This is a genomic window from Cupriavidus sp. HE11 (assembly GCF_056097175.1).
Genome location: NZ_CP184466.1, coordinates 365,456 through 381,157, shown reverse-complemented (window position 1 = coordinate 381,157; position 15,702 = coordinate 365,456). Strand labels below are relative to the sequence as shown.

Below are 15,702 nucleotides of genomic sequence, written 5' to 3'. Positions count from 1 at the left end.
TCGCATGCGCGTGACCGTAGCCGACGTCGTTGCCATTGGCCCCGGAAAAATTTCTCTACTGGAGGCTATTCGCGAGCACGGCTCCATTTCCGCAGCAGCTCGGAGCATGCAAATGTCCTACCGCCGCGCCTGGCTACTGGTGCAGGAACTAAATGGCGCAATGCGCTTGCCTGCGGTGTTGTCCGAGCATGGCGGTGAGGGCCGAGGGGGTACAAAGCTCACTGAAGAAGGTGAATCCGTAATCCGGCTGTATCGACAAATCGAGTCCATCGCTACGCAGGCGTGTTCCAAGGAAATCAGTTCCTTACTGGGTTTGCTGGCATAGGGCAGCGATGGCAGCGCCGCAGGCACCTGCCCACGAAGGGACATCGTTAGCATCTTGCCAACGGCAGAAGTTCACCCAATAACTGCCATTGGCGTCGAGGCACATGGATATATCAATCGGGCGTTCAGAGACGGCACTGACCTTTGCGGCGGTCGGCCGGCTGAATCCACAGCCAACACCCGTCATATGAATGAGGGCCCTTTAGTGACCGGTCTGGTGTCAACTTCTGCCGGTTCGCACACGTCCAACCGGATTCCCTAGGCATTGCGCGCTGGCCGCTATCAGCAAGGCGGTCAGATGGAAAATCGGTCTGCCGGCGGGCAAGCCGTTCGCGATAGCGGGTCTATGACGACCTTCCCCGAAGGTGCCTTGTCGCTCACCATGCCGACGGTGAACGCCGCGCAGGGAACTCAAAAAAGAGGTGCCTCGAAAGGCGCCCCCGACGTGCTGCTTCCACTTCGGGTTATCAGTGCTGCTGCAGGCTTCTACGTTCGTTCGGCGTCAGTTGACTCAGCGCCGCATCGCCAAGGTTCATTTGGCCCAGCACCTGCACTGCCGCCTTGTAGTCATAGGGCGAGGGCTGGACGCTGGCGCCCTGCCCTGGCTTGGCTGCGCCTTCCGCCGGCTCGCCGCCTGTGGAGAGCACGCGCACCGTGAACACCGACGGCATGGCCTGACGGGACGCCGTGCGTTCGCGCTGCACGGCCTCCTGCGCCGCATTGGCCGCCTGCGACGCCGCCGCGCTGGCGTTCGACAGCGCCCCCACGTTGACTGACGCCACCACCGGAATGCCGGTTGCCTTGCCCTGCACCTGGATGTTCTCGGCGTTCACCACGCGCAGCGCAGCCAGGTTGACGTTGCCCGACACGCGGATACCGGCTTCGCCTGCGTCAATGGTGCCAAGCGGTGCGATCAGGTCGATGTCGCCCGGCGCGACTTCGGCGATCGGGTTCAGCGTGGCGATACCGGCGCCGGTATTCGGCGTGGTCGGCGACAGCGTCACCCGGCCGTAGTCGTCGTAGGTGCGCCGCTGCGGCGTGTAGACCACCGTGGACTTGGAACCCCGGCCCGCGTTGATGTCGCCTTCCGCCGACCAGCCCAGGATGTTGCCGCCGAACGTGGTGAAAATACGGCTCTGGCCAAGCAGGATGCTGTCACGGGCATACATCTGGATCTCGCCCGATCCCTGCGTCAGCACGCCCGAACCCTCGCCCGGCACGAAGCCGCCATCCACGCCCACCAGCGTGCGACCACCCGGAGTGAGGATGCTGATGTCGCCGCCGAAGTCCGTATGGATGCCGGAATCGAGCACGTCGAAGTACGGCATATTGCCCGGCGTTCCCGCAGCCACCCACTCGGCCTTGGTCAGGTACTTCACGCCAGATCGGGGACGGGTGGTGAACGTCGGATTGGCCGAGTCCATGTAGTATTTCGCGCTGCTGAACATGGTCAGGTCGCCGCCATCGCCGCCGTCGCCGCCCAGGTTCGCGCCATTCGGCAGCAACGTGGCGATGGCCTCCCTGCCCCGCAGGTAGCTGCCGGCACGCGGGCCGCCCACGGCGTTGTACTCCCGCCCCGATGCCTTCAGTTCCGCGTAGTAGACATTGCGCAGGTAGGCGCGCTGCTGCTCGGCCGGCAGCGCGGCGAAGAACGCGCGTGCATCGCCGGTGGCTGCATCAAAATGCAGGCCCAGGCCGTTGGCGCCGCCGAAGCGGTCCGAGAGCCAGTTCACGAGGTGCAGTTGGCTCACAAGCCCGAACTCGCGCTGCAGGTCGCGGCTGGTGGCTGCTGTGCCGCCAGCCTGCTTCTGATCGCGGGCACGGTCCAGTTCGCCCTGTTTGGCAGCAAGGAAGGCAGGCGCGTCAGCCTCGTTGCCCTTGTAGTCGAACTCTGCGCGCAGCCAATCGCCCAGCGTCAGCTTGCCGCCATACGTGGTCACCGCCTTGCCCGGCTGGTCGGCCAGCGGACGGCCCGGATCGGCCAGGTTGGCCGGATCGAGGTAACGTGCCGCAAACGCCTGGAAGCCCAGGCCGTCGAGACCACGCGCACCCACGCCTGCGGCTACAGCAATGCCGGCCCCGCTGGCGCGGTCACCCGCCCGTGCGTTGACCACTTGTCCGATACTCTTGAGCTCGCCCTTGTCGGCGAGGTAGAGATCGCGGCCAGCGGTCACTTCCATCAGGCCCGGACCCGCCACATAGAAAGTGCCGCCCAGGATGTCGCGCCCGGCCGAAATCACCGAGATATCGTCCGCGCTGTTGTGGACGATCAGGTTGCCGCGCAGGCCGCCCGTATCGATCCGCTGCGGACGCAGCGGCGCATTGGGCTGCGAACTGTAGTACTGCCCGAACCAGCCGAGCGCGGCATTGGGCACCGTCTCGGTAGCGCCGAGTTCGGTGCCTGCGTTGACGATGTCGCGCCCCGCGCGGATCGCCACCGGGCCGCCGCCTTCGTACCACGTCGCCTGCAGCCCGCTCGCGCCGATGGCGTTACCACGCGTGATGATGCCGCCCGTGCGCAGCCCCACGATATCGCCCGCATTGGCATAGAAACGCGCGGGCGGCTGGCCCGCATGCGCCTGGCCCGAGGCACTCGGCGAAGTCAGGCTGAACAGCGGATACAGTTGCTCGCTGCCCAGGCCGATCCCGAACATCACGGTCGGCGCCAGCCCCTGCTGGCTGACATTGCCGACAATCCACTGGCCGTACCAGACCTGCCCCACCACGCCGGCAAAGCCGGGGTTGAACGGCGTGGGCAGCGCCGAGCCATCGGCGCCGGACTGCGTCACCGCGTAGCCGCCGGCGTAGATCGAATCGCCTGCCAGCAACTCCAGCGCGCCGGTGCCAGGGGTCGCGAACTGCTGCCCCACTGGCGACGGGGCCAACATCAGTCCATACGGCGACTGGACTGGCTTGCCCTCGCCGTCCCGCTTGCCCTGGCTCGACCCGCCATAGTAGATGCTGCCATTGGGTGCCGCCGCACGCAGGATCGCGGGCATCATGAAGCGGCCATCGGTGGCGCTGTGATTCTGGCCACCACGATTATCCATCCACGCCATCGACGGCGTCAGGTTGCCCCCCGCCGCCAGCAGGTTCACTGCCGTGGCCGGGGTCCAGAGCGAGAACCAGCTCCAGCCCTCGCCGTCCTGCGCGGTGCCGTTGAGTGTGAACGGCGTGCCGTTGTGGTACTGCGGCACGCGCCCCGGATCGGCCACGCCGCCCACGGCGAGATCGCCGCGCGCATCGATGCTGATGGTGGCATCGCCCGGCACCAGCACCGGCCCACCGGCTGCAATCGACGACGTCGCCACGTTGGGCTGGTACGCACGCGTCTCCATGCGATCCGACAGGTCATAGCGCAACTCAACACCGCCCACCGATCCGGCCGCCAGCCGCAGTGCGCCGCGCAGGTTCGTGAACGTGCTGTTGAGCGGGATCTGCATGTTGTCGTAGCGCAGGATGCTGCCATTCGCGCCGCTGCCCGGATTCGGCGTTGCACGCACCTCCGCCACCGGGTTGAGTCCGCCGCCGATGCGGATGTCGAGATCGCCGCCACCAGTCAGCGTCAACGTGCTGCCATCGGCCGAGACACGGCCTGTGCTGGCCACCGCCAGGTTCAGGCCTTGGCTGCGCGACAGCACGTTGGCGGCCTGCCCCATGCGCGACTCCATCATGCCGGCGTCCGCGCCGGCTTCGAGCACGAGATTGCCGCCACCCATCGTGCCAATGCCCGTGAAGCCCACCAGGAACGGCGTGCCGTCATGCAGTGCGTTGGTGGTACCCATCGCAGCGGGCACGTAGGTACCGAAGTTGACCCACCACGCGGTTGGCACGCTTTCGCCGGGCTGCGCGGCGCTGCCGGTGCCCTGGCGCCACAGCCAGCCGCCCACGGCGGAGGTGTCGATATGCTGCCGCATGATGCCGAGCGCATCGTCGTTGCGGATGGTGCCCAACGACTGGCCGATGGTGTCCCCGCGCACGGTGCCTTGAGCGCGCACCAGCACGTTACCACCGTGCTCGGGATACCACGCCTGGTAGAGACTCTGCGTGCCGCCGTTGACGTAGGGTACCCAGTCGGCACCCCGCGTGCCCAGGATGGTGCCGTCCGCGCCTATCGAGCGTGGCTGGTTGTACGCCGTATCCACGCCAAACGACTGCGTGCCCGCCGTGTAGACGCCGAACGGCGATGACATCGTGAAATCACCGGCCGACAGTACTTCCAGATCACCCGTGCCAGTACGCAGCACGCTGTAGAGTTGCTGGCGTCCCGGCGTCGCGCGGTCTTCATACACGGGCGGAGTTCCATCGGCCGTTTTGATCGTCATGACACCGAGACCCCAGTTGTTCAATTCCTCCAGGCCCGCTTCACCGCCCCACGAATCCATATCCTCGATCGGCGAACCCGGTTCATAGCCAAGGAACGCGGCATCCGGCCCCCATACGAACTTCGCCGGCATACCGGTACCCGGAACAAGGACGTTCTTCTGAAACACCAGCCCATAGTGCGTATCGGCCAGGAGCACGTGGCCGTTTGCACTGTGCGGCATCAGCGCGCGCGTGTCCGCCGCATCGAGATCCGCGCCGCCCACGAGCCGCACCGACCACGATTGCGATCCTGGCGCCAGCATGGGCGCCAGCGCGAGGTTGCGGCCCTGGTTGCCATCAGCATCGGCCGGACGCATCTGCACGCTCTCGGCGTCGCCCGGCAACCTGACCACGGTTTCGGCGGGCACCATCGCGCCCTTGCGCAGCGTCAGCGAACCCGCCAGTTGCACACCGTTCACGGCCGCCCAGGACGATCCGACATCGACAACGGCGCCATCGGGGAAAGGCAGCGGCACACCGGCCGGCCACACCATCGGCCCCACCTTCGCGGCGGACGGCAGACGGTTTCCCGCGTCGAGCTGCATGCCACTGGACAGGGTCACCGACTGCGACAGTACTGCGCCAGCGGCATAGATCACGTTGCCATTGTCATCACGCACCGCGCCGCCCAGCACCGTGCCGGCCGGCAGCATCAGGTCCGCCGTCAGCGTGGCGCGCGTGGCCAGTTCGGTGCCTGCGCGCAGCGACATCGCCTGCATTGACAACGCATAGTTCAGCGCGCGGCCCGAATAGAAGAACGTACCTTCGGCCAGTGTCACAAGGCCGTCGGTCGGGATGATGACATCGCCGCCCCAGGGTACGCGGCCTTTCACTAGAATCCAGCCCTTGTCGTCGAGCGTAGGCTGCAGTACCGAGGTATCGAAACCGTCCGTCAGGCTGCCGTAGACCTTCAGGTTGCCACCCGCGCGCAGCACCAGCGCGCCCGCCTCGCCCGAACCATAGACACCGGTCGTCTGCGAATGCGGGTTGACGCTGGCGTAGCGGAAGCCGGACAGGTCGATGTCGCCATCGACATGAAGGTCGCCCTCGGGCGTGGCGCTGACGATCTCGACGCCGGGACGCAGGTGGAACGCGTCGGTGTAGCCACGCAGGCCTGCCAGCTTGCGGTTCATCAGGTCGCCATTGCCCAGCGCGTTGGTCATGAACACCACGCTGTCGTCGTGCAAGTCCTTCAGGTAGCCCTGCGTGATCGACTGATAGTCGCGGCCATCCACAGTGCCGCCGGTGATCAGCGGCGCGTTGTCATAGCGCTGGAACGCGTTGACGTAGATGCCGCGCGCGCCGTCGATCCGCACGGTGCCCGACGCGTCGATATCCACGTCCGTACCGCGTGCGCCGCCGATACGCCGCGCGCTCAGTTCCACCGTGCCTAGCGGCTGCGCCGTGCCATCGGTGCCGGCGCGCACATCCATGCGCGCGCCGTCGGCCAGCACCAGCGTCCCGTTGCCGCTCTGGATTTCGATCATGGCGCGGTTCGGCGCCTCGATGATCTTGCCGTAGCTGTCCACACGCAGCACGCGGCTGTGCGCATCAAGCAATGCATGGCCGCCGATAGTCACGCCATCGCGCGCAGCCAGGCGGATGCTGCCCACCTGCTCGCCGCTGGCATCCACCGTGCCGTTGACCATCAGCCGGCCACCATCGACCGAGACGCTGATCTCGCGCGCCTTCAGCTCGTCACCAATCGCCAGGTCGCCCTGCCTGACCTGGAAGCTACGGCTGCCGCTGACCTTGCCCTCGTTGAGCCGCTGGTTCAGACCCGTGAAGTCGGCAATCTGCTGGCCACGAATATCGGCGCCGCCCGCGGCATACGGCACATAGGTGCCGCCCGCATCGTAGTGGCCGGTGCTGCCGCCTGCGAACGTGCCTTGTAGATCAACAACCCCGGCACCAGCGCCCAGCGCGATGGCCGTGAACTTGCCCGCGCGGTTCTCGACTGCGGAGAGATCCACGTGTGAACCCGTTGCCTGGCGGATACTGCCCGCCTTGCTGTCCAACACCACATCGCCACCCCAGCTGTACTTGCTGGCATCGAAGAAGTCGAGCTTGCGCCCGGCGAGGTCGAGGTCGGCGCGATCGCCCAGTGCGATGTCGCCCTGCGCGGTAACGGTGAGCTTGCCGCTCGGCAGCGCCACGGCGGTATCCAGCGAGACGTTGCGCCCTTCCAGGGCGATTTCCGCGCCGAGCGCCGCCACCAGTGCCGCGTTTGTCAGTACCGGCGCCGTGGTGCCAGCCGGAGCGGCCACGTTGATGTCGCCACCGGCGCGCAGCGTGTTGACGGAGCCGGCGTGGCCCGTCAGCAGCGGTGTCTCGATATGCAGGTTGCCCCCGCTGTAAGTGAATTTGCCGGTGGCGTCGTCCCACGCGCCGCGCGACTGGTAGACCGCCAGCGCGCCCTTGCGATTGGCCGTGATGCGCTCGCTGGCCTTCAGGGTGACCTCGCCGAAACCAAGCGCCAGCCGGTCCATGTCGTGCACGGTATCCACGCGCACGGATGGTGCGAAGCCGAATTCGATTTCGCGCGCATCGATCGTGAACTTGCCGGAGCCCGTGCCGGCGCCGCCTGCAGCCACCTGGCCTGCCGGCGTGGTGGCGCCGTTCCACACCAGCACATCGGTCTGGATGCGCGCATCGGCATTGGCATCGCCCGCGCCATAGATGGCTGGCGTGGTCAGCACCAGATGATCGAGTGCGGACTTCCCGTTGACTGGGTCGAGCGTCGAGAGCGTGATCGAGTCGTGGAAGTTGACCGCGTCGCGTGCGGTCAGGATCAGGTTTTCCAGCGCCGGCGCGCCGGTGCTGGTGTCGCCGTTGATCAGACGGTTCAGCACATCCTGCGAGAGCCGCAGGCCCGGCGTCAGCGCCCCGCGCGAGGCCGCCGCAGCCAGCGCGGCCTCGGTGCCCACGTTGACGGCGCCCACCGACAGCGAAAGATTGCGCGTGCCGTAGCGCACCGCGTCGCGCAGTTCGAACGTGTTGTCGGTGGCAGCCGCGATGGTGCCTTCCGAATACAGTTGCGCATTGCCCTGGCAGGTTTTGCCCGCTGCGCAGGCACCGATATCGATGAAACCGCCGCCGAAGCTGGAGCTGTTTGCGGCGGGTGCCAGCATGTCCAGCCACCCGTTGGACAGCGCCACCACCCCGCGCTGGCCCGGCTCGAAGACAAAGCCGTTGGTCGAATCCCACGCGGCCTTGCCTAGCCCCAGCGTGTTGATGCCTGCGCCCTGCTCGATGGTAATGCCACCCGTCGGGCTGCTGGTCACGAGGAATACCTCGGGCGCCTTCAGCACAGCGCCTTCACGCAATACGATGTTGGTAGCGGCGGCTTCGAACGTCGCCACGTTGCCACGCGCGGCGTTGCTGCCCACGCCACCGACCTTCGGCAATGCGCCGATGGCAAGCCGGGTGGCGCCGATGGCGTTCAGGTCGTCGTCATGCAATGACACCGGGAACAGCATCGTGCCCGGTGCCCCAGGCGTCGCGCCGGCCGCCAGGATCTCGTAGCTGCCGCCTCCGGTGACCAGCGCGCTGCCGCCCCAACCGCCTTCCGGCGTGTCGTACAGTGCGCGTCCACCGAAGTGCAGCGATTCCGTGTTGCCGATCTTGCCGTTGGCGTTGGTGGAAAGGAAATTCAGCTCGAGCGTCTTGGCGTCGCGCTCGATCATCGTCCGGGGCATGCCGTTGCGCCGGGCCGCGGCGATTGCGTAGTCGCTGTAGCTCGTCTCGTTGTATTGTGAATAGCGGCGCAGCACGTCCGCGGATGTGACGATGGCCTGCGTGGGCAGTGCGTCGCGAACGCCGGTGCCCACCGTGCTCAACTGCGCGCTGGTGGCGTACGAGCCATTGCGCATCGCCAGTGCATCCTGCCGAGTTGCAGCGGCTGATGGCGCGCCGTTCAACTCCACGCGGAAGGCGCCCGGCAGCAGCGCATAGGTGGACGGCAGCAGCGTGTACGTGCCCGCCGGCAAGCCCGGCACGCCAGTGCCGATGGTGATCTGGCGCCCGATGGCAGGGTCGCCCGCGCCCTTCTCCGCCACGATGGGCGCGTAACCGGCCTGCGCCCCCGGCACGATCGCGTAGACCGGGTTGGTGGAAAGCCCCGGCAGCGTGAAACTGCCCTTCGGGTCCACCTGGACCAGCGGGTTCATCCGCGCATCGGTGGAACCGCCACGGCCGGACAGGAAGGCAGCGCCCTTCAGGTCGCCGCCCCCGCTCAGGTCCAGCACGGCGCCCTCCTGCACGTCGATCGCATGCCCAGCCAATGTCACGGCAGGGCCGGCGCCAGCCTTGTCGAACGCGACATCGGCACCGTTGTACATATAGCTGAGGCCATCCAGCGATCCGCCGAACGGCATGGTGAGGCCCTTCGCGCTCACGGACGTGACGCTACCCGGCAGCAGATTGACGATGCCGGCTTCCTGGCCGTTCTGGCTGGAGCCGATGGTCACGCTGCCCATCGGCGCCCGCACGACACCGCGCTGGTTGACCGTGGGGCCGGCCAGCTGGATGGTGCCGAAAACCGAGTACGGCAGCGCCGGGTCCGCCACGCCAGGGTAACCGGATCGCTCGACGTTCAGTACGCGCGTGGGGACCATGCGGGTCTTCGTGGTGCCCCACTCGTCCACGTAGTTTTCCAGGCCAACGACGATCTTGCCGCTGTCCAGCGTGGCCGGATAAATCTGCGACGCGGCCAGCGTCAGGTTGCCGGACGAATAGAACTCGGCAGCACCGGACAGGCGGATATCGGCCGCGCTGCGCAAGTTGATCGACCCAAACGCGTCACGCTCCACTTTCAGCGGGGTGCCGCTGTTCATCACGATATCGCCACGCGTGCCCATCAGCATCTGTCCGGCGATATCGAGGAAGCCGGCATCCACCGTCAGGCCTGCGGCGTCAGCCACCAACGGCACGCCCAGCGTCCCGCCGCCCGAGTTGAGCAGGTTGCGCGAACCGACCACCGGATTGGGCATGATCGAGTTGTCCACGGCGCGGCGCGTGCTGCCTGCGAGCTGCACATACGGTGCCGCCAGCGTGACATGGGTGGACGGGGCCGCCTGCGCGGCCAGGCCCATCGAACTGGCTACCAGCCGCAGGCTCTGGTCCATCTTCAGGTCGACATCGCCCTCGAAGCTGATCAGACCGTTGGCCAGCAGCGCCAGGTTGCCGAAGCCGCCTGCCGCGATGCGGTCCACGCCAATGCGCCCATAACCGAAGGCCAGCGTCTCGCCATTTGCGAGATTGGCGCCCGGGGCCAGATCGTCGGACAGCGCGCTGGCGCCCTGCACTTGCGCGAGAATCAGCTCGCGCGGCGCACGCACGCCATCCTCCACGCCAACGCCTTGCAGCGTATTGTTCGCCACACCAATATAGGCCGGCGTTTCCAGCGAAAGCGCCAGCATGCCGCCCGCCGCGCCGGGGCCAGCCGACGCCGCGCGCAGCGCGCCATCGACGAACAGCCCGCGCATGGAGCTCAGCGCAATGACGCCGCCGCTGCCCGGCAGTGCCACGGCACCCTGGCCCGGCACATCGATCGTGGCAGCGTCGCCCGATGCGTCGAGCCGGGCACCCGGACGCACCACGATGAACGCATCCGCCGCATCCACCTGACGCGCACCCGCAACGTACGGCGCGCCGATCTCGATGGTGCCGCCAGCGGCCGCGTGGCCGTAGACGCGTCCGGCGTAGTCGCGTGCAGTCGCCGAACGGCCCGCCGCATCGAGCACCGCGTTGTTGCCGATCCAGATCGAACGGCTGTCCGCATGACCACTCGGCGTATCGGCGGGACCGAGGCCCAGCGCCGTTTCGAGCACGGAAATCTTGCCGCCCCACGCGTTCAGCGTGCCGTCGATCGTGATCTGGCCGTTGCCCTGCAACGTGATATGGTGGCCCGGATCGACCGATACCACGCTGCCCATGCCGACCGCCACGGGCGCTTTCCCGTAGACACTTCCGCCTGTCAGTACCAGGTCGGCACCGCGACGTTGCGTCAGCACGCCGTCTTCCGGATCTTCCTGCCAGACTGGCGGCAGCCAGCGCTGCATCGCATCCGCCGGCGCCGTGCCGGTGGGTGCCGCGTGTGCGAGCACGGTGTCGTGGCGCAGCACGGGCATGTTGACGTCGATGATCGCGCCCGGCGCCACCGCCACGCCCTGCTGCCCGATCACCTCGTATTGGCCGAACCCCGTCTGGAACACCTTGCTGTCGAGCACCAGCAACGGCTTGACCGTCACATCGGCCCCCAGTGCGGTGCCCGGTGCAAGCCGGTCGCCCGCGTGCAGCGTCACCGCCTGCGTGAACGGAGTGCCGGCCTTGATCGTGGTGTCGAACGGCGCCACCGGCATGCCATCGGCAAACACACCCGCGGGCACCACGTACCCGGCCACCATGTTTCCGACCGTTCTGGTCAGCCTGGCACCGGCCGGCACTGTCATGCCGGTCTGGTAGAAGTTGCCGTAGCTGTCGTAGACGGTGTACGCGCCACCGCCCTCGCCAGCCGGCACCTGCCAGTTGCCCGCCAGCGTCACGGGCTTGTCCAAGGTGGCCAGCAGACTACCTCGCGTGATGGCGCCCGGCTGGATGCGGTCGGTGGTGTACGTGTAGTCGGTCGGCAGGACCGTGCCCGCCGGCATCGTCAGGTCCTGCGTCAGCATCAACTGGACCGCCGCCGACTTCCCCGCCTGCAGCACGCCGTTCTCGGCCAGCGGACTGCTGCCGACGACGACGCCCGTGCCGGAATCGATGGTCAGCTTGCCGCCGCCGCGCACGCCGTAGCCGCGCAGTTCGCCATCCATGCGCAGCGTGGCGGCGTTCTTGCCGGTGGTGTCCAGCTGGTTCGACAGCAACGAGATATTGCCGCCGCGCCCACCGTCGAGCTTGCCGGTGGCCTTCAGCGCCGCGCCCGACGAGACATCGAGCACACTGCCGGTGTCCAGCACGATATCGCCCGTAGTGCTGATGCGGATATCGCCGCCGTTGCTATACGGCAGCCCCGCGATGTCACCCGCGTCCGTGCGCAGGTTGGTCCAGAGGCCGCGCGTATCGAGCGTGACGCCGGGCCCTACGTTGACGCCCGCCATCGCGGCCGACGTCGAGGAAATCGGGGCGCCCAGCCATTCAGTGCTCGCCAATGACGCCAACCGCTCGACCATGTTGCCCAGCACGACCTGGCCGCCACGTGCGGTCAGATCGGCGTTGACGTTCACCTTGCCCGCGTGCAGCGCGATGCCGCCGCCGTTAGCCACGGCGATCGGTGCATCTACCTCGATGCCATCCTGCGCGTAGACCTTGAGGCGGCCCAGCTTCTGTGCGTTGACCCAGCCGGCATCGAGCGTGATCCGCCCGGCCAGTGCCTCGGGCATGGTGCCGTCGAGGCCGAGCCCCTGCCCGATCTGCTCGGCGGTGCCGATATCTACCTGCTTCACCACGGCCGTCGGGCTGTCGCGCAGCATGCCCGAAGCCGTGTCGAACACCGGACGGATCGACCCGATCACGAGTTCGCCGGCCAGCGGTGCCGCGATTTGCGACTGGCGATAGCCATCCAGCGTGGCATCGCGCGTCTGGCTCTGGCGCGGTCCCTGGTAGACCGCCGATTCGATGGCGCCTTCCAGCACCGCGGAGCCCGTGCTCACCACCATGCGGCCTGCATCGCGGCCTACCGTGTAGCCGTTTTCAAGGCGGCGGTCCGGCGCGATCAACGGGCTGTTGAACTGTTCGGTGGACGTCTTGCCCCAGCGTTGGTGCTGGGTTTCGTAGCCGCGATACAGGCCGCTGTAGAGCACATCGGCCGGAGCCTTGTCGAGGCTGTACAGGCGGCCATCCTCGCCGCGCAGCCAGCTCTGCCGGATCATGCCGGTCTGCACGTTCAGCGAGCCGCCCGAGACGTTGACCGACGAGCCGGCCTGCGTAACAAGTTGGCCGCCATCGAACGTGACGGTGCCACCCAGCGCGGCCCATTCGCCGATACCGTGGCCGCTGGTGTTCAGGTACCCGCTGACTTCCAGCAGGCCGCCGCCGGTGTACCAGCGATCCGTGGTGTAGCCGTTGGTGCCGGCCGGCACGCGCACCAGATAACGGCGGTCCACCCACATCGTCGTGTTGTTGAGCTTGCCCGAGTCGCGGTTGCCGGGCGAATCGCGCTGTTCGTTGCCCTGCGTGCTGATCTCGACGTTGTTGGCTTCCATCGCCACGTTGACACCCACGGCACCCGCCACATCAAGGATGGAGCGGTCGGCCAGCAGCGCACGGCGTACAGCATTGACACTGATCTGGCCGCCCGTGGCCAGCGTCAGTGAATCGCCGTCGAACAAGACGTCACCCGAGGAAATCACCTGTACCAGCGACTGGTCGCGGCGGTTGAAGCCAGATTCGCTCGCGGTGCCGGAGTCACGCAGGAGCGCATCGCGCTGCACGTCGAGTGCCGTGCCGCCACTGTCATCCAGCAGGATGGCGCTGACGCTGCCCGGCGCGAAGGTGACGCGGCTCTTGTCGTCGCCCTCGGCGCGCAGGTGGATCGTGCCGCGCGTATTGACTGAGGTGGACGACACCAGCACGCCCGATTGCTCGACCGTATGGCCCTTGAGCGTGATGTCGCCCGTCGTCGCCTGGATCAGGCCGCTGTTGGTGACAAGGCCCGCTGCGCTATTGGCCAGCCGCAGCACATCGATCTCGTTGCCGCGGGTGCTCGCGTTGGGGTTGCCGTCGGTGCCCTGGCCGCGGCGGATGACAAAGCTGTCGCCGGCAGCCAGCGCGGTCTGGCCGCCCGGCGTGACGATGGCGCCGCGATTGTGCGCCTCGCGGCCCAGCAGCAACACATAGCCGCCGCCCTGCGTGACCGTTTCAGGTTGGCGCGTGCTGATGCGCGCGCCCGCCTCGACCACCACATCGCCCGTGGCCGCACCATGCGTCACCGCCGTCGTGCTCACCGCGAGGTCATTGGCGAAAGTCGGCACGTAGCCCGTGCCGCGCGCTTCGCTGAACAGCCCCTTGTCGAACTGCGCGTTGGTCATGCCGGCGGCCGCGGCCACCAGGTTACGCGTGTCCACCTGACTCGTGCCCGTGAACACGATGCCATTGCGGTTCACGATCATGACCGTGCCATCGGCCTTGATTTGCCCCTGGATCTTGCTCGGGCGTGCCTGCGGATCGTTCACGCGGTTCAGCACGGCCCAGTCTTGACGCTGCTGGAATTCCACCGTGGTATTGCGGCCCACGTTGAACGTTTCCCAGTTCAGGATGGCCTTGTCGGCGGTCTGTTCGATCGAGACGTGCGTGCGGCCATCCACCACCTTCTGCGCCGCGCTCTTGGCATTGATCCAGCCCGCGGTGAGGCTATTGGTGTCGACCTTGAGCCCGCCTTCGGTAAGTCCATCGGGTACGGACGATTCCTGCGCGGCCGCCTGGCGCGCCGCGGCTTGTGCCGCCTGCATCGCCGCGATGCTCTGCGCGGCCTGGCCAAGATTCTGAATCGAGCGCTGCAACTGCTCGTTGGCACGTTGCTGCTGCGCGTTCGGGTTCGTCAGCGCCGCGGCCGGGGTGCCGTTCGGCAGCCGGCCGGTAGCGGCTGCCGTGTCCTGCATCATGTTCTTCTGCGCCATCCACGCGCGACTGAAGGCGGGGTTGGCCTGCGCGTTGCCCCAGAGCCCACCGGCTGCCACGAGCAAGGCCACGGTGCGGGCCAGCGGCCGGACTGTCGGCACCTGGGCCGTCATCGTGATCCTGCCTTTGTCTTGCGCCAGCAAGGTCTTCTGGTAAACGCGCATCTGCATGGTGCCCTGATCCCGTCAAGCAAGGTTGCGGGCCCTGTGCACGTCGTTCATCCAACGCGGCCTGGCCCTGTCGTCATTGCCATCGGCAGCCCTTGCCACCGATGTTCCTGGGAACTAGACCCTTTGGCGTGCGCGAATCGGCAAGGATTTCCTTGAAGATTTGGTGACAACTCCGCGACGGAATCAAGACAGCAGCACCACGCCGCCAGGCAGATGGCGCGCGGTGAGGCCGAACGAATGCTGGATCTGTGCGATTGCTTTGTCGAGCGCGCTGATCTGGAAGCGGCCCGTCACCGGCCGGGTGGCCAACTGGTTTGCCATCAGGACGAGCTTGCCGCTGCGGTAGCGATTGATCTCGCTGACCACGTCTCCCAACGGCGTATCGGCAAAACGCAGGAAGCCCTCGCGCCAGGCAGGCATGCGCGCAGCATCGAGACTCACCACACGCGCGAGCTTGCGGTCGTCATAGGAGACCTGCTGGCGCGAGGTCAGCGTCACCGCCCCGTTCGGGTGCGCGACTTGGACCAACCCCTGGACGCACGTGACGCAGACCTGCTCGCCAAGATGGCGTACCTCGAAGCGCGCACGCGCGCCCACGGCACGCCCGGCGCCTGCCGTGACGGCGAACGGCCGCGGCGCGTCCGTCATATCGATCGCTGTCTCGCCGGCAATCAAATCAATCCCGCCAACACGGCCCTGCTGGCGCACCGCAATGCTCGTGCGTGTATTCAATTCCACGTCGACATTGCCGCCGAGCGCGAGGCGCCGTTGCTCGCCGGCCACCGTGCGATAGTCGGCGCGCATCTCGCGCGCCGAGGGCCACAGCCCCAGCGACGGAAACAGGATGGCGGTGGTGGTCGCCGCGACGGTGCCCACCGCGCCGCCCAGGAACGCCCGGCGCTGCCAATGCACGGGCGCCGGCTTCACCTCAGGGCGCGAGGCGAGCGGCCTGTCTGCCAGCAAGCGCTCACCCCCCATCGCCAGTAGTTGCCACTGGCGCTGCGCATCCGCCAACGCGGTGGCATGCAGGGGGTTGGCCTGGCACCACTGACGCAACGCATCGCCATCGCGATGCGTCATCTGGCCGGCGCCGATCTTTCGCACCCAGCGCATGGCCTGGCGTTCGATCCTGGTAAGGCCGCGTGGGCGATTGAGCAAGGGATTCATGGTGGCAGTCATGGCGTCTGGCAAGCGCGCCGAGCAAGGTCGCATGACAACAAGACGATTC

At 67.2% G+C, this 15,702-nt stretch carries 3 protein-coding genes; 1 reads left to right on the top strand and 2 read right to left on the bottom strand.

All coding sequences use genetic code 11. From position 1 onward, the window contains the following. The first annotated feature begins 4 nt into the window (after window positions 1–4). A complete protein-coding gene (locus tag ACOABP_RS29620) occupies window positions 5–325 on the top strand; it encodes a winged helix-turn-helix domain-containing protein (protein WP_474230615.1) in 321 nt (106 codons plus the stop codon). A 466-nt stretch (window positions 326–791) separates the two neighbouring features. Here the strand turns inward: ACOABP_RS29620 and ACOABP_RS29615 are convergent, their stop codons facing one another. Beyond that, window positions 792–14,474: a filamentous haemagglutinin family protein gene (locus ACOABP_RS29615; protein WP_474230613.1), complete on the bottom strand. Its 13,683-nt coding sequence runs from the start codon at window positions 14,472–14,474 to the stop codon at window positions 792–794. A gap of 183 nt (window positions 14,475–14,657) precedes the next feature. Further along, complete coding sequence (locus ACOABP_RS29610; RefSeq protein ID WP_474230611.1) at window positions 14,658–15,641, bottom strand: FecR family protein; 984 nt, start codon at window positions 15,639–15,641, stop codon at window positions 14,658–14,660. Between the last annotated feature and the right edge of the window lie 61 nt (window positions 15,642–15,702).

Excerpts from the sequence above, each read along its gene's own strand:
- ACOABP_RS29620 (WP_474230615.1), top strand. The coding sequence starts at position 5 with ATGCGCGTGACCGTAGCCGACGTCGTTGCCATTGGCCCCGGAAAAATT.
- ACOABP_RS29610 (WP_474230611.1), bottom strand. The coding sequence starts at position 15,641 with ATGAATCCCTTGCTCAATCGCCCACGCGGCCTTACCAGGATCGAACGC.
- ACOABP_RS29615 (WP_474230613.1), bottom strand. The coding sequence starts at position 14,474 with ATGCAGATGCGCGTTTACCAGAAGACCTTGCTGGCGCAAGACAAAGGC.